The organism is Desulfococcus multivorans, assembly GCF_001854245.1.
Lineage (GTDB): Bacteria > Desulfobacterota > Desulfobacteria > Desulfobacterales > Desulfococcaceae > Desulfococcus > Desulfococcus multivorans.
Map to the genome: position 1 here is coordinate 4142140 of NZ_CP015381.1, position 15439 is coordinate 4157578.

General features: G+C 57.0%; 16 protein-coding genes. 10 read left to right on the top strand and 6 right to left on the bottom strand.

The annotated features are described in order from the left end of the window. Nucleotides 1-244 precede the first annotated feature (244 nt). Genes dmul_RS18070 through dmul_RS18080 form a run of 3 tightly spaced genes read left to right on the top strand, consistent with a single transcriptional unit; the run spans nucleotide 245 to nucleotide 1679 of the window. A complete protein-coding gene (locus dmul_RS18070) occupies nucleotides 245-727 on the top strand; it encodes a phosphatase PAP2 family protein (RefSeq protein WP_020876717.1) in 483 nt (160 codons plus the stop codon). A 27-nt stretch (nucleotides 728-754) separates the two neighbouring features. Continuing rightward, on the top strand, nucleotides 755-1150 hold the full coding sequence (locus tag dmul_RS18075; RefSeq protein WP_020876718.1) for a diacylglycerol kinase: 396 nt from the start codon (nucleotides 755-757) through the stop codon (nucleotides 1148-1150). Between the two features lie 19 nt (nucleotides 1151-1169). After that, nucleotides 1170-1679 carry a hypothetical protein gene (locus tag dmul_RS18080; RefSeq protein ID WP_020876719.1) on the top strand — a complete coding sequence of 170 codons (510 nt, stop codon included), beginning with the start codon at nucleotides 1170-1172 and terminating at the stop codon, nucleotides 1677-1679. Between the two features lie 104 nt (nucleotides 1680-1783). Here dmul_RS18080 and dmul_RS18085 read toward each other — a convergent pair whose 3' ends face one another. The 3 genes from dmul_RS18085 to dmul_RS18095 form a co-directional block, all read right to left on the bottom strand. Beyond that, nucleotides 1784-2185: a CBS domain-containing protein gene (locus dmul_RS18085; protein WP_020876720.1), complete on the bottom strand. Its 402-nt coding sequence runs from the start codon at nucleotides 2183-2185 to the stop codon at nucleotides 1784-1786. A gap of 330 nt (nucleotides 2186-2515) precedes the next feature. After that, the gene (locus dmul_RS18090; RefSeq protein ID WP_020876721.1) at nucleotides 2516-3529 is read right to left on the bottom strand and encodes a zinc-dependent alcohol dehydrogenase family protein; all 1014 of its coding nucleotides are present in this window, start codon (nucleotides 3527-3529) and stop codon (nucleotides 2516-2518) included. A 148-nt stretch (nucleotides 3530-3677) separates the two neighbouring features. Then, entirely contained in the window at nucleotides 3678-4934 is a 1257-nt protein-coding gene (locus dmul_RS18095) for an ATP-binding protein (RefSeq protein WP_020876722.1), read from the bottom strand. Nucleotides 4935-5485: 551 nt separating this feature from the next. Between dmul_RS18095 and dmul_RS18100 the strand changes: the two genes are divergently transcribed. The 4 genes from dmul_RS18100 (at nucleotide 5486) to dmul_RS18115 (ending at nucleotide 8490) form a co-directional block, all read left to right on the top strand. Beyond that, entirely contained in the window at nucleotides 5486-5896 is a 411-nt protein-coding gene (locus dmul_RS18100) for a bacteriohemerythrin (RefSeq protein WP_020876723.1), read from the top strand. Nucleotides 5897-6270: 374 nt separating this feature from the next. Continuing rightward, a complete protein-coding gene (locus dmul_RS18105) occupies nucleotides 6271-6867 on the top strand; it encodes a LemA family protein (RefSeq protein WP_020877168.1) in 597 nt (198 codons plus the stop codon). Nucleotides 6868-6878: 11 nt separating this feature from the next. Then, nucleotides 6879-7799, top strand: a complete 921-nt coding sequence (locus dmul_RS18110) for a TPM domain-containing protein (protein WP_020877167.1) — start codon at nucleotides 6879-6881, stop codon at nucleotides 7797-7799. Between the two features lie 22 nt (nucleotides 7800-7821). Further along, on the top strand, nucleotides 7822-8490 hold the full coding sequence (locus dmul_RS18115; protein WP_020877166.1) for a TPM domain-containing protein: 669 nt from the start codon (nucleotides 7822-7824) through the stop codon (nucleotides 8488-8490). A 106-nt stretch (nucleotides 8491-8596) separates the two neighbouring features. Here the strand turns inward: dmul_RS18115 and dmul_RS18120 are convergent, their stop codons facing one another. Next, complete coding sequence (locus dmul_RS18120; RefSeq protein ID WP_078081351.1) at nucleotides 8597-9256, bottom strand: PHP domain-containing protein; 660 nt, start codon at nucleotides 9254-9256, stop codon at nucleotides 8597-8599. Here dmul_RS18120 and dmul_RS19885 point away from each other — a divergent pair. The 3 genes from dmul_RS19885 to dmul_RS18130 all read left to right on the top strand — a co-directional run bounded on the left by dmul_RS19885 (nucleotide 9255) and on the right by dmul_RS18130 (nucleotide 11554). Then, nucleotides 9255-9539 carry a hypothetical protein gene (locus dmul_RS19885; RefSeq protein ID WP_040415194.1) on the top strand — a complete coding sequence of 95 codons (285 nt, stop codon included), beginning with the start codon at nucleotides 9255-9257 and terminating at the stop codon, nucleotides 9537-9539. The two genes, dmul_RS18120 and dmul_RS19885, sit on opposite strands and share 2 nt — an antisense overlap. A gap of 76 nt (nucleotides 9540-9615) precedes the next feature. Then, entirely contained in the window at nucleotides 9616-10953 is a 1338-nt protein-coding gene (locus dmul_RS18125) for a BPG-independent phosphoglycerate mutase family protein (protein WP_020877164.1), read from the top strand. A gap of 28 nt (nucleotides 10954-10981) precedes the next feature. After that, nucleotides 10982-11554 (top strand): nucleotidyl transferase family protein, encoded by a 573-nt coding sequence (locus dmul_RS18130; protein WP_020877163.1) that lies wholly within the window; start codon nucleotides 10982-10984, stop codon nucleotides 11552-11554. A 209-nt stretch (nucleotides 11555-11763) separates the two neighbouring features. On the opposite strand, the gene dmul_RS18135 is transcribed toward dmul_RS18130, so the two are convergent. Beyond that, nucleotides 11764-14013, bottom strand: a complete 2250-nt coding sequence (locus dmul_RS18135; protein WP_020877162.1) for a molybdopterin cofactor-binding domain-containing protein — start codon at nucleotides 14011-14013, stop codon at nucleotides 11764-11766. Continuing rightward, a complete protein-coding gene (locus tag dmul_RS18140; protein WP_020877161.1) occupies nucleotides 14010-15419 on the bottom strand; it encodes an FAD binding domain-containing protein in 1410 nt (469 codons plus the stop codon). Before dmul_RS18140 ends, dmul_RS18135 begins: the two co-directional genes overlap by 4 nt. Nucleotides 15420-15439: the final 20 nt, after the last annotated feature.

The window sequence follows — 15439 nt, forward strand, 5'->3', positions numbered from 1 at the left end:
TAAGGCATGCCAATGGTTGAAACAATCACAGCCTTTGCGACGAATGCGCCCGTCAGGGCGATATGGGTTCGCCGGTCCGGCCCGACAAGCCGAAGAGCCTATCCGCCCCGGGACGAAAAAGGCACCGATAACCCATTCAATCCGTTGGGAAAGCGGCACGGCGGAAAAGGGTGTTGGTTTTTATCCGGTTCTGTATTATTCTTCCCCTCGTATTTTTCTCCAACCCCCGGAAAGGACGGCAATTGTGAACCTTTTCTTCAAAACCGCGACGTGGGCCGGATCGGGCCTCGTTCTCTTCCCCCTTGCCCTGATCATTGCCGGCATCCTGTGGTTGAGGGGCAGAGCAGCCGATGCCCTGCTCGTTTCAGGGGGACTTCTCGGCGCCTTTATCCTGGTTCACGGCTTCAAACGCCTCTTTGCCAGGCCGCGGCCCAACGTCCAGGATCTGTTGGTGTCCATGCCTTCCGACTTCTCCTTCCCCAGCGCCCACACCACCCAGGCCGCGGCCTTCGCCCTTGCATGCGCCATGGCGCTCTCCCGCCATGTTTCCACGACCGCCGGCCTGCTGATCTGGGGATGCCTGGGTCTGACGGTGCTCCTGGTGGGCATATCCCGGGTCTACCTCCAGGTGCATTACGTCTCGGACGTTGTCGCCGGCGCCGTCCTCGGCGCGGCATGGGTGCTGACCCTCCACCGGCTGCTGAAATGGGCGGACCCGCAATTCTGAAAAAATGCCGCGGAAAGAGAGGACGATTTGCGAAACAAGTTCCTGGGTACGGGCGAAACCGGTTTTCATCCCCTCCGGAAGATCAGGGTTGTCCTGTCCGGCCTGAAATATGCCGTCCGATACGATTTCAGCGTCACCTACAAGCTGATGCTGTCGGCCGTCGTCCTGTCCATCTTCTTTTTCTTCCGGAAGTGGATCGATTTCCTGCTCCTGGCGGCGGCCACGGCCATGATGCTGCAGGCGGAGCTCTTCAACAGCGCCATCGAGGCGGTGTGCGACTTCATCACCACCGAAAAGAGCCGCAGGGTCAAGGTCATCAAGGACATCTCGGCTGCCGCAGCCGGCATCTGCATCCTGCTGTGGGGGATCATTCTCGCCATCGAGACCTATCAGGTCCTGCGGCTGTTTTCGATTCTCCATTGACATTGAGGGAGGTCATACCGTGGAAAAGCGGATATCCGGCAAATTGCCGAACAAAGAGAAGCTTGCCGTGAATGACGACATGCTGCGAAAACATTTCACCGTCATCCGGATCATCTGGACGGCCATGCTCGCGTCGCTGGGGATCTATCTCGCGCTCTGTCTGCTGACGGGAAATACCGTTCGGCAGCCCGGCCCGGGCGAGGCCCCCCTCGACACCCTGCGGCGGATCCTCATCGCCGTCTCCGCCGCGGAGCTGGTTTTCATCGATCTGTTCCGGAGGCGTACCCTGAAGCCCAGGCCGGGGGTATCACCGGCAACGGCGATCCGGAAATACGCGGTGACCGTGCTGGTCTCATGGAGCGCCGCCGACAGCATCGGCATCTTCGGGATGGTCCTCTATTTCCTGGGCGACGACGCGGCGTACCTCTATTTCCTGATCGCCGTATCGGCCCTGGCGATGTTCCATTATCGGCCGAGATACGGAACCCTGAAGGGGTTGGCAACGGCGGCGGCGCCCCGTGAAGGGTGAGGCTGAGGGTTGAAACTGAAGGCTGAAGGACATAAATGCCGCATCCGTCAAATAAGCACCCCTATAGCCTTCAGCCTTCAGCCTATGGACAACAGACCGCCTTTCTACATGTAGGTGACGAACTCCGGCTCGATCAGCGTGGTGAGAATATCGCATCGGGCAATGATCCCCACCAATTTTCCATTATTCGTCACCGGCAGACGGATGACGTTTTTTTCCTTCATGATTTTCACGATGTCGGTCAAGGGCGTACTCACGTCCGCGGTGATCGGTTTCGGGCTCATGATATCGCCGGCGGTGATTTTCACCAGTTCCTTGCCCGCCAGAACGGCCTCCAGGATATCCAGCTCCGTAACGACCCCGATGACGCCGCCCTCTTCATCGGTAACGGGCATCCCGCTGTAAAACCCGTTCAGGAATTGAAAGGCGACGTCCCTTGCCGGCGCGTTTTTCCTGGCAGCCACAACGGGCCTGACCATCACATCCGATGCCTTCAGATTCTTCATCACCCACCTCCTTTTCTGGATTTCGTCGTTATCGATGCATCCGTACCCGCCGATTGTCGGCGTCTTTTATCATTCAATAGAAGAAAAAGGCGCTTTTGCAAATAGGGGCACCTACTCAATCATATGGGAATAATGCCTATATCGCATGAGGCGTTATACCTACCGGCCCGAACAAATCAGATTTCAACTTTCATGATAATGAAATGACCGGCACCGTCCTATCAAAATCGAAAGCAGTCGACAGTCGAGTCGGATGAACCAGACGGATCAAAGGATGGGAGCGATCGGCGATGCGGACGCGGCATTACCGATCGCATGCAAGGGGCAAAGCTAATGCGCGATGCAGATCTTGCCGAAATGCCTCCCGCTCGACAGACGGTCAAGGGCGGCGTGCAGCTCCTCGAAGGCGAAGACCTGATCGATCACCGGGTGAAGCTGGTGCCGGGCAATCGCCGCGGCCATGGCGACAAAATCATCCCTGCTGCCGACAGTGATGCCCTGGAGCCGCACATGCCGGGTCACGATCGGCCCCAGGGGGACGTCCATGATGCCGCCCGAGAGCACGCCGATCATGCTGATGGTGCCCCCGGCCCGGACGGCGCGCAGCGACTGGGGCAGCGTCGCCTGGCCGCCGACCTCCACGATGTGGTCGACACCGTCCTTGCCTGCGATGTCGCGTGCGCGTTTACCCCACTCCGGCACCTTGCGATAGTTGATGGTCTCGTCGGCACCCATTGCGCGGACCCGCGCCAGTTTTTCATCGCTGGAGGAGGTCACGATCACGAAAGCCCCCAGCAGCTTCGCGAACTGGAGGGCGAAGAGCGACACCCCGCCCGTGCCCTGAACCAATACCGTGTCGCCCGGTTTGACGCGGCCTTCCGTGACCAGGGCCCGCCAGGCCGTCACCGCAGCGGAGGGAAGGGAAGCCGCCGCCATGTCGTCCAGATGTTCGGGTGCAAGCGCCACGCCCTCCTCGGGAAGCACCATCAATTCGGCCATGGTGCCGTCCAGCTCACACCCCAGGCTCAGGGAGAGCCTTTTTTTGTTCGGCTCCCCGCTGATCCAGCTCTGAAAGAACAGCGGGCAGACCCGATCCCCGATGCTGAGGTTGCTCACGCCCTCTCCCACCGACTCCACGATGCCGAGGCCGTCGCTCAGCATGATCAGCGGCAAGGCCTTCATTCTCGAGCCGTAGCCGCGCAGGGGAACCAGCAGATCGCGGTAGTTGAGGGCCGAAGCCTTCATCCTGAGCCGCACCTGTCCGGATCGGGGCTCCGGCTCCGGCCGCGTGTTGATGCGCACGTTTTCCATGGACCAGGCATCTTCAACCTGAAAGACGCGCATGCGTCACCTCCTCGTGTCTGAAAGAACCGTCAGCGATATCTAAACTTCAGCGGCACTTGAACGAAACCGCGTGGGCGCGGGCCGTATCCTACCAGCACCGGCCTATGAAAATCGAAAGTTGAGTTGTTGAATTGAAGCCGGCTGAACATCAACCTTTCCCCTGGGGCGGCTTTGCCGCAAACAGGGTCAGCTTGAGTTCGGCATCATCGATCAGCCTGTACACCGGTCTTACACCCGAGAGCTTTTCGCTTTCGGTAATGATGATCGGAACACCTTCGCCGCGCTTATCCATGATAAAGCTCCGTTGACTCCCGACGGCGTTCACGTTCATCGGACATCGCGCCAGCAGGGAGGTCAGCAGTTCGTTACGCGAGGATTGGCGCTCCGAGAGGCTGTCGATCGTCATGGTGTTCGGAATGGTTCCCGGTGAAAATATCTCCAATCGGTCGGCAAAAAGATGAAGGCGTATCTTCGACCCGTAAATCGCGTAATCACGGTGGGCCACCGCATTCACCACGGCCTCGAAAACCGCGTTCATGGAGAACTGCGGCGTCTCGATCCGGTTGGGCGCCTTGACGGCATAAACACGCATATTCCGTTCGACGAAATTGCAGGCATCCCTTATCTGAACATCGAGGGGCCCTGTGATATCCTTGGCATCCAGTTGATAGGCGGCATTTCGTTCTGAACCGCGATAGCAGACCGCTTGAATAAAGGCGCTGGACATGAACGCTTCGGGTGCGTCGCACGCCATTAGGATACCGCCGACAGTGGGGCGAAGAACACCGGTCTCATCCAAGGCAACCAGCTTCATTTTTTCTAAAAACACGTCATCATCCCGGGGCGAGACAACCGTCCTGAAGCGTCGCCACAACCTGGGGTTCAAATCTTCAAGACCGGCATGGGGAACCGTTTGTTCATCAAACCGGACAAGCCTTGTCTGGCTCCGCTGCTGGAACAACCGCGCCAATACATCCGGCCGCATCTGCCGTTTCGAACTCCCGATGCGGCGAAAATATCCGCCCGGACTCTGGTGGACAAACAGACTTCTCGGCACATCGATTCGCAGAATAAGCTTCTCGCCTCTCTCCGGATCGGAGACGACGAGCTTGCGGATCAGGCAGTCCAGGGGCGGTTCTATCAGATCATTACAGATTTCACGCAGCCAACTCTCAACGATATCCAGTTTGTCTGATGGGATACCCTGGATTTTTCGGGTCTTGTCATCAACGCCCAGTACGATGATGCCGGTATGCGTATTCGCCATTGCCGCAAGTTCATCGGCCATACCGTCACGATGCGGACCTTTGATCTTGTTGCCGGCGAACTCAACGGTTTTGAGCTCGAGAACGGAATCTTCGCCCAAGGAGATTTGCTTGAGGAGTTCTGTAAGGCTTTCGTACATCAGTGACCTCCAATTTACTCAACCGGTAAACGATCACTTCTCTTACCGGAATTTCACGGCTGTCGAAATCAATCCCGTTCGATCCGGCAGCCAGACGGCTGGAGGCATTTTGCCCTTCCAGTTTGTTTCCAGCGCTTGGCGCAAGATTTTCAAAAAGACTTCATATTCAGGCAATTCAGTCAGTTGTGTTTTTGATTAGCACATGGCTGACAAAAAGCAACACCTAAAAATTACCTGAAGGCTATTTCATGCCTGACAAAAAACCAGTTTCCAGCTATTTTGGGTTCATCGTCAAACCGCCTCGAAACAAGCAGAAGAGACGACAAGGACAACCGCCGATTATTTTGCCCGGTTTATCAAGCGCGGCTGCATGCCGAGCCGCCGCAGAATTCAGGCGCATAACGGTCGAGGGGCGTTACGAAGGGTCGTCAGACCTGAGGATGCTGATGTCCAACGCACAAAACAGGGTGAGCAAATGCCCACCCTGTTGAGAAATACGACACTGCGATCTATTTTGTTTTCGTTGCTTTTCCGATTCTTACGGGCACCCAATGACCGGGAGCACACTCACCCTCCCCCAGCCCGACGACCGTTACAGCCTCGGCATCAAGCGAATCGACTGCCAGCCTCACGCTTTTCTGGAAATCATCAACTGGTTGTCGGACAGGCTGCGCTCTTGTGATGATGCCGGTTTGAGGCACCGGTACATCGAAGAAGTGATAAGATATGCCCTGTTCCATTTCTTCAGCGAGGAAAACCTGATGCTGGAGATCGACTACCCGGATCGAGAACAGCATCGCCAACTGCACCAGAAACTGGTGAACGAACTGAACCACATCGTCTCGCGGATGGATATGGGCGAGATCGATTACGACGCCCTGATCGATTTCCTGGGGAATTGGTTTTTCAAGCACACCCTCGAGGAGGACACCCGGATTGCACAATTGATGAAAACGCTATAAAATTGGTGATGTCGCCGCGACACCGACCGCGATCTCTGTTTCTTTTCTGAAAAAATCGTGTTATTTTTTGAATTTTAATTTTCGACTTTCATGATGGTGCGCGAATAGAGGTGTCGGGAGGATACGGCCTGCGCCCCTTCAGCGGTGAGTTTTAGTGCCGCTTAAGCGCCGAGGAGGATCAGCGGCCCGGACTGTTTGAGCGCAAGCGAGTTTCCGGGCCGCCCGGAGCAAGCTTTAGCGGCACTTGAACGAAACCGCGCGGGGCGCGGGCCGTATCCTCCCGGCACCGGCCTATGAAAGCCGAAAGCCGAAAGTCGAGTTAAATTATATGCCAATTCCCGCGATCAGAAATCATCAATAGAGGAGCTTCGGATATGAAACGCGTTTCGCTGGTTCGGATCATGTTAGTGTTGACGGCGATGGCTACCATGACCTTCACCGGCTGCGGCTACAATACCATGCAGCAGCAGGAAGAAAAGGTTTTCAAGGCATGGGGAGACGTGGAGGCGACCCTTCAACGGCGTGCGGATCTGATCCCCAACCTGGTGGAGACGGTCAAGGGCTATGCCGCCCACGAACGCGAAACCCTTGAGGGGGTTATCAATGCCCGCTCCAAGGCCACTTCCGTCAAGTTGTCCACCGACGAACTGAGCGATCCTGCCGCGGTAGAGCGCTTCCAGCAGTCCCAGGGAGCGCTGTCTTCGGCGCTTTCCCGCCTGATGGTGGTGGTCGAGAGATACCCGGATCTCAAAGCCAATGAAACCTTCAAGGACCTCCAGAATCAGCTTGAAGGAACGGAAAACCGGATCAACGTGGCCCGACAGCGGTACAACGCGGCCGTCGAGACGTTCAACAGCTCGATCCGAAGCTTCCCCAACAGCCTCACCAACAGCATTCTGCTGCATCTGAAGCGGAAAGAATATATCAAGGCCGATGAAGCGGCCAGGACCGCTCCCAAAGTGAAGTTCTAGGACGGCGGGTCATGCGCTCAGGATCGACGATAACCCGCGGCATATGCATGGCGCTCGCAGCCTTGTCGGCACTCATGGTGCTGACGGTCCAGGCGGCCCTTGCCCTGGATGTGCCCCCCCTCCGGGGGCGTATCAACGATTACGCCGGAATGCTTTCGCAGGACACCGTGCATCGGCTCGATATGCTGCTGAAAGACCTGGAACAAACGGAATCGACACAGATCGTCGTGCTTACCGTGCCGTCCCTCGAAGGGGAAATACTGGAAGAATTTTCAATGCGAGTCGCGGAGCAGTGGCGCATCGGACAGGAGGGACGCGACAACGGCGCCGTCCTGCTCATCGCCAGGGCCGAGCGCAAGGTCCGGATCGAAGTGGGCTACGGGTTGGAAGGCCGCCTGACCGATCTTCAGGCCGGCCGCATCATCCGCCGCGTCATCGTGCCGGAATTCCAGGCCGGTCGCTTCGATGAAGGGGTGGCCAACGGTGTTCAGGCCATGATCGATACGGTGCGAGGGGAGTTTACGGCGGAAGCCGGGAAGACCGACCGCGGCATCGGCGTTGACGATATCCTCCCGTTTCTGTTCATGTTCGTTGTCATTGTCCTTCTGCTGGGCGGTGTGAGTCGACGCCTCGGCACGACGGCCGGCGGTATCCTGGCGCCTTTCCTTGGCCATACGGCATTTTCGCCCGGACCGGTGGTGTTGATCGTCCTGGCCGGCATCGGTTTGATTGCGGGATTCCTCCTGTCGGTATTTGCCGGCATTGCCGGCCGCAGCGGCCCGCGCAAACCCGGAGGACGGCCCAGGACAAGATACAGGGGCTTTCCACTCGGCGGCGGAATCTCCATCGGCGGCGGCAAGTTCGGCGGTGGTGGCGGTTTCTCGGGCGGCGGCGGCGGCTTCGGGGGCGGCGGGGCTTCAGGCGGCTGGTAGGTCGGATGCGGATGGAGATTTCATGAAAGATGTAATGGAACGATTCATTGCCGAGGTGGACCGGGATCGGATTAAAGCGTGTGTCCGCGAGGCAGAGCGGCGAACCCGGGGCGAAATCGTCGTGATGCTGGTTCCCGCGAGCCATGATTATCCCATGGCCGCCATGCTCGGCGCGGCCGCCGTTTCATTCCCCGCGGCGGTCGCGTTGACGCCGGTGCTGGGGAGAATGTTCTGGGCCGGTCCTTCGAACATGTGGATCTTCCTGGGGATCCTGATTTCCCTGTTTCTGGGATGTCATGCCGTCATCCGGCGCGTTCATACCCTGAAGCGGCTTTTCATCCGCGAAGAAGAAATGGCGGCAGAAGTCCGGGAAGGCGCCCAAATCCAATTTTTCCGCAAAGGCCTTTACCGGACGCGCGAAGAGACGGGCGTTCTCATCTATATCTCCGTTCTGGAGCGCCAGGTCTGGATCCTTGCCGACCGGGGCATCCACGCCGCCGTTGACGAGACCCGGTGGAAAGAGATCGCCGCCGCGACGGCCCGCGCGATCCGGGATGGGCAGCCGGCGGAGGGCATCTGCCGGGCCGTCGAGGAGGTGGGCCGGATTCTATCGGAAAAGTTTCCCGCCGGCCCGGATGACCGGAACGAACTGGTGGATGTGGTGGTGGAAAACGACATGCGGCGTTCATGACAGAGACCGGTTGGAGAGTGGAAAGCGAAGGGGGGGTATGTGATTATGTATGTGGTTAGGGGGTCCAAGCGTACCCCTTCAGTCTTCAGCCTTCAATCCTCAGTCTTCAATCATTGATCGCTGCTTGGGTTTGCCCGGAAAAATTATCCCTGTTAACGCAAGCGCGCGGTTGCATGAATGCGGGAATTTCAGGCCGGCACCGCCTTTTTTTCAGTGCCGTGATCAGATCGGCGCGGGTTCGAATAGGAACGAAAAAACGGGTGGCGACGGTTCCCACTTCGTCGATCGTGTGCGCATCGCTGCCGCCGCACGCCATCAGATCATAAGATCGACGCCAGCGCTCGGACGCCAGATTTTCCGCTAAGGTATTGCGGCCATTGAAGCTTTCGATCGCACCGCAAAGTCCTTCCTGGATGATCTTTTCATTGACGGGTCTTTTTCTCCGAAACGGATGGGCCGCTACCGCAACGCCCCCATTTCGTTCGACGGTCTGCAGCAGTTGATGTGCCGGAAGATCGCGCGCAAGCCCCTCGAAGGGGCCGAATACTAAAAAATCGCCCTGAGAGGTGCTGTATTCCATGCCGAATATCACGCATATGCCGTTTTCCTGAATGCCTTCGGAAAGCGTATGCCGGATATCCATGGTGTCGTGGTCGGTGATGCAAATCCCGTCCAGGCCCCGTTCTTTGGCTCGCAGGACCGCTTCATCGGCGGTCATCCCACTGCATGGGGATAGCGATGTATGTACATGCATATCGAAAATCATGGGGCTTATTGTGGCGGTTTTGCACGGTCATTACAAATTTTTTATTTTTATGGCCCATGCCTCATCTATTGATAATTTCGATAGGTTGATGGAAATCATGTTGCCCTTTTCTGCAGGAATAGAATTGACAGAGATTGAAACGTCGGCGTATAGAAATAGTAAATGCATTCATGATTTGCCAAATTGGGCGATAGCTTCCTGGGGATTGGACTTTTATCCTCGGAATATCCGCCGCATGCTTTCAGGAAAATTTTTCTCTACTTTAATCTTTAATAAATTCTGATAGTTTTACATTTTACGGACGATGGTGATGTGTCTTTGACATGCGATTGACGTGAATGCGGGGAGATTGACCGGCCATGGCCAACAAGTGTATCATGATTCTTCTCGACGGGGCTGGTGACCGGTCCTACCCGGAATTGAACCATTTTACACCCCTGCAGGCCGCCCGAACCCCGGCGTTGGACCAGATTGCAGAAAACGGCGCCAACGGACTTTACCATGCGGCGCTGTTGGGCCAGGCGCTTCCCAGCGAGAACGCACATTTCGCTATTTTCGGCTACGACATGGACGTTTTCCCAGGGCGGGGCGCCCTTGAGGCACTTGGCGCAGGCATTTCGCTGGATGCCGGTGAAGTCGCCCTTCTGGCACATTTCGTATCGGTCAGGCGATCCCCCGACGCGACGCTTATTCTGATCGAAGGCAAACCTCAGGCCTCGGATGATGAAATCCAATCGTTCATCCGGGCTGTCGAGGATTATTCTACTGACGGCATACGGTTTCGTCTTCACCATACCCATGGATTTCGCGGCGTCCTCACCCTTAGCGGGGATGTCACGCCCTTCGTGACCGACTCCGATCCCATTACGGCAGGTTGCGCATTGACTGCAGTGTTGCCCTGGCGGACGTTCGCCGATGATCCCCAATCCCGGAATACATCGAAGGCCATTGGATCGTACCTGGAATGGGTGCATCACACATTGACCCGGCATCCAGTGAACAGGAAGCGACGAAAAGCGGGCCGGCCGCTATTGAACGGTCTGGTGACTCAGAGGGCCGGCCGCCTCAAAAAAGCCACTCCTTTTGCAGAATTAAACGGCATGCGCGGCCTGAGCATCGCCAGTGGTATCGTATATCACGGTCTCTGCACTTATCTGGGTATGGATGTGCGGCATGTCGCAGACACCACCGACCCTGGAAACGATCTATGTCAACGCATCCAGACCGCGTTGGCCTCTTTGGCCGATTACGACTTCATCCACGTCCACACAAAAATGCCGGATGAAGCGGCCCACAGTAAAGATCCACTGTATAAAACACGCGTGCTCGAGGCGTTGGATCAGGGTATCGGCGCCGTTTTGCCGGAACTGATCGGCGAACCGGAACTGCTCATCGTAGTTACCGCTGATCATTCGACACCCAGCGCCGGACCGTTGATCCACTCGGGTGAAGCCGTGCCGTTGGTTTTCTGCGGGCCCGGTGTTCGCCGCGACCGGATCCGGCAGTATGATGAGGTCAGTGCTGCCGGAGGTGCTTTGGGGTTGGTGCGCGGCAAAGAGCTTATGTACCTCATCATCAACCATTTAGATCGAGCCAAACTTCAAGGCCTCATGGATACGCCGGTGGACCAGGCTTACTGGCCTGGGCGAACAGAACCATTGATCCTGAAAGTACCGGCCGGCGAGAACGGGCCGTAAACGATCGTTCCCTCTTGGATGTATTGAGATGAAAGATCCCCAACAGTTGTATGAAATCGGTTTCATTCATGGCCGGTTCCAGGTCCTGCACAATGACCATCTCAAGTATCTACTGGCCGGGAAAGCCCTTTGCCGGCGGCTGGTCGTCGGGATCACCAATCCGGACCCGCAGTTAACCAAAACCGAAACGGCGGATCCAAAGCGAAGCAGCGCATTGGCGAACCCACTGACCTACTATGAACGCCACTTGATGGTCGAGGCAGTGCTGCTCGATGCCGGCCTGAAAGCCCACGACTTCATGATTGTGCCTTTCCCCATTAATTTTCCTGAGCGCTATCGATACTATGTACCCATGGATGCCGTCTTTTTTTTGACCATTTACGACGAGTGGGGAAAACGCAAGCAGCAGTATTTCAAATCACTGGACCTGATCACGCACGTGCTGTGGGAAGTCTCGCCGGATAAAAAGGGGATTAGCGGCAGGGACATAAGGGAGCGCATCGCGACCCATCAGGCATGGGAGCACCTGGTTCCCGCTTGTGTCCCTGTGTTGATCGAGCGATGGAACATTCGGGACCGTCTTAAGAAATTGCAAAAATGACGGAATCTTAAACGAACAAACCCTTGATAGGGACGGAATCAACATGATTTGGCAGACAAATTCACCATTGCACGGTGTAGGGGCGAACCTGTGTGTTCGCCCATTTCTGCGAAACGGCTTCCGGTCAGGGGCGTGCTGATGCTGAAATGTCTCCGGGAATCGGAGGCGGCGGCCGGCGGCAGATGGGCGCCGAGCTTCTCCGTCGGACCTCACCCGCGGCTTCGATACAACGCCATGAGCACTTTTTCGGGTGTGAACGGCGCGGCAAATACGGGCTCCCAATCCGGACGAAAGGCGCAAACAGCCTTTGCCAGGGCGAAATAGACCGCAATGGCATACATCAACGGCGGCTCCCCGACGGCTTTGGACCGGAATAAACCGTCCGGGTGATCTTCCCCCAGAAATGCCGTTTCAATTTCAGGGGCGGCGTGGATGTCCGGAATTTTGTAAGTCGACAGATCGGCGGTTTCCACCATTCCGTTGTCCCGGTAAATCATCTCCTCGCTGGTCAGCCAGCCCAGGCCCTGCAGGACCGCCCCTTCAATCTGGCCCGTATCCACCAGAACATCCAGACTCTTTCCGCCGTCATGAACAATCCGAACCCTGTCCACACGATACCGCCCCCGCAGGCAGTCCAGCGTGACCTCGACAGCCGCACAGCCATAGACATGGTAGGCGAAAGGCCTGCCGGTTTCGGTGCTGCAATCAAAATAGAGGTTCGGGGTGGCATAGAAGGCATGCGCCGATAACGGAACCCGGGCCATATACGCTTTGCCGATCAACTGCGTCCACGTCAAATTCGTCGGGATATTGTTGAGATACACCACTTCCTCCTGAATGCGGACAGTATCCGTTTCGGCCGCCGCCAGGGTTTCGGCGACAATTTTTTTCAGATTCCCCAGAAGCTCCCGGCAGGCAATCCACACCGCCTGGCCGTTCATGTCCGCACCGGTGCTGGCGGCGGTGGGCGACATATTCGCAATCCGCGTGGTATTGGTGCTTTCAATTTTGATACGGTTTTCGGAAATCGACAGCACGCGGGCAGCGACCGCTGTGAGTTTATCCGTAACGCCCTGCCCCATTTCCACTGCCCCGCAACTGATACTGACGCTGCCGTCCGTATAGATATGCACCAGGGCCCCGGCCTGGTTTAAAAAAATGGATGTAAAAGAAATGCCGAAACACAGCGGCATGAAAGCGACGGCTTTTTTTTCGAACCGATGCGTGCGGTTAAAGTCCTCTATCGCTTCCCGCCGGCCGGGGACAGCTTTCTGCAGCCGGTGCCAGGTTGCTTTGCCTCTGGCGTTTTCCGCTTTCATGCCGTACGGAAAAGAATCGCCTTCGGAAAGCAGGTTCTGCTGTTGAATCACGGCGGGATCCACACCCATCTTCCGTGCTGCGGCAAAAATCGCGGATTCCAGCACAAACATGGCTTGCGGCGCTCCAAAACCCCGAAACGCCGTATTCGGCCGCAAATTCGTCCGGCAGCTGACGGCGGTGGCTTTGAGGTTCGGAATAAAATAACCGCCATTGGCATGAAACAAGGTCCGCTCTAAAACCGCCAGGGATAAGTCGGTGATTGCCCCTGCATTTTGATAAAATTTGACCTGGTAAGCCAGGATCCTGCCCTGCCGGGTGAGACCGATTTTGAAATCCGCACTGTAGGGATGGCGCTTGCCGGTGAACGCCATATCTTCCGAGCGCGTCAAGGCCAATTTGACGGGTCGCCCGGTCTGATCCGCCGCCAATGCCGCGAGGGCCGCCCAGGTCGTGGCCTGTTCTTCCTTCCCCCCGAATGCACCGCCCAACCGCAGCACATCGACCTCAACGAGATGCATGGGTTTGGCGAGAATCCTGGCAATTATTTTCTGTGTGAGAGCAGGTGATTGTGTTGCCGACAAAATCTTCAGGCCGCCATCTTCCAGGGGATAGGCCAACGCGGTCTGGGGCTCCAGGTAGACATGCTCCTGCGCACCGGTTTCGCTGACGCCTTCCACAATCACGGCACATTCCGCCCAGGCACGATCCACATCCCCCAGCACAAACGTTCTGGGCGGAGCGAAATGCAGTCCCAAGGCGTCTGCCCTCCGTGCATCGAAGACCGCTTCCAGGGGTTGATATGCCACCCGGCACAACGCCGCCGCTTCCCTCGCCAACGCAGCGCTCTTTGCCGCGATCACCGCAATGGGTTGGCCGCAATACAGCACCTCGCGATTCGCCAGCAGTTCTTCTTCAAAGGCGGCATTGCCGATGTGATTGGCGCCGGCGATATCGGCCGCCGTAAGCACCGCAAGCACGCCTTCCAACGCCCTTGCCGCTTCGACATCGATCTGCTGAATCACGCCGTGGGCAAGTCCCGAGACCAATGGAAAGGCATGGAGGGTGTCGGGCGGCAATACGATATCGTCAACAAACCTCGACTCACCGCACAGATGCAACGCCACATCGCGGTTTTTCATAACAGATCCTCCGCTCTCACGAAATCCGGCAATAATTTTACGAAATGTGCGATGATGAGTTGCCGCAACAACAAACGTTTATACTCGCTGCTCCCACGCAGGTCCGAAATCGGGGTGATCTCCGTTTGGGCGATGTCCAGTGCCTGCCGAATCCCGGCACTGCTGATGGGTCGCCCCGACAGGTATGCGCAGGTCTTCTCCAGATACAACGGTACCGGAGCCACGCCTCCTGCGGACAAATGGACCGTCTGGAGAATGTCTTGCCGCAATTCCATAAACAGCGCGGAATTGACGCCGGCGATATCGGCATACCGGCGTTTGCCGACCTTCTCAAAACTGAACGACAACGGCGGCTGAGGGCAGACGAACCGGAGTTCATCGATCCGTTCTCCGATCTGCAGATCCACCTGTTTATAATCCTTGAAAAAATTCTTCAACGCTACCGAACGGCGCTCGCCGGTTCGGGAAATCAGGAGCAGCTGCGCGTCAAGGGCCAGGAAAAAGACCGCCATATCGGCGATCGGCGAGGCATTCGCCAGATTCCCTCCAATGGTGGCGCGTTCGCGGATCGGGGGGGTACAGATCATTTGCATGTCGCTGCTGAACTGCGGGAACAGTTCATTCATCACCAGTGCGTTTTTCAGGGTTTCCAGAGTGGTGCCGGCCTTGATCCGGCACCCCTGCGGCGTGAGACGGATCTCCTGGGGGGTGTCCGGAAAAACCCACTCCCTATCTGCGAACCGCTGAGGCGGATGGACAAACAGATCGGTACCCCCGGCCACCATCAATGCGTCCGGACCGGGTTTCGTTTCCGGCGGGGCGGGAATGGCCGCCAGTCTTTCAGGGATCGTTTCGAAATACGGCGGCAGAATCTGCCTATCGATCAAATCCGGCAGACGCTTTTCCATGTCCGCCACTGTATACTGCCGAACCAGTTGCCGCAAAGCCCGTTTGATCCCCATATAGCCGGTGCATCGACACAGATTTCCGCTGACGGCGCTGCATGAATCGTCCACGTTCAGGGTTTTTGCATTCAAAAAATAAGCGGTGACGGCGACCACGAAACCGGGGGTGCAGAATCCGCACTGCACACCGCCATTGTCCGCCAGGGCCTGTTGAATCGGGGTCAATGTGCCGGCGTTCAAGCCTTCAATGGTGACGACGTGACAGCCGTGCACCGCCGCCATGGGCAACAAACAGCTGTTGACGGCGCGATAGGTCAATCCCCCTTCTTGAAAACGACCCAATAGCACGGAACACGCGCCGCAATCCCCCTCCCGGCAGGCCTGCTTGGTACCGGTCAATTTCTCCCGGGTTCGGATATGATCCAGCAGCACCGTATCCGTGGGAATTTCCGTCGTAACCAGCCTGCGATTCAAAATGAAGGTAACAGAAACGGTATTCATGACATCACCAAAAGGGGGCG